General features: G+C 65.5%; 1 protein-coding gene. It reads right to left on the reverse strand.

Translation table 11 applies throughout. The features are described 5' to 3' along the window. A partial coding sequence (locus tag IF99_RS0130415; RefSeq protein ID WP_037828383.1) for an electron transfer flavoprotein subunit alpha/FixB family protein occupies positions 1–328 on the reverse strand: 328 nt, incomplete at both ends.

The following is a 328-nucleotide window of genomic DNA, read 5'->3' on the forward strand; positions in this document are numbered from 1 at the left end:
CTGGGGGACGACGTTGAACAGGTCCCCGACCACGCCGTAGTCGACGAGTTCGAAGATCGGGGCCTCCTCGTCCTTGTTGATCGCCACGATCGTCTTCGACGTCTGCATCCCCGCCCGGTGCTGAATCGCCCCCGAGATCCCCGAAGCGATGTACAACTGCGGCGAAACCGTCTTACCCGTCTGCCCCACCTGATGCGCATGCGGATACCAGCCCGCGTCCACCGCCGCACGCGAAGCACCCACCGCCCCACCCAGCGCGTCCGCCAACGCCTCGATCAACCCGAAGTTCTCCGCACCATTGACCCCACGACCACCCGAGACCACGATC

The sequence above is a fragment of the Streptomyces sp. NRRL F-5630 genome, assembly GCF_000719475.1.
Lineage (GTDB): Bacteria > Actinomycetota > Actinomycetes > Streptomycetales > Streptomycetaceae > Streptomyces.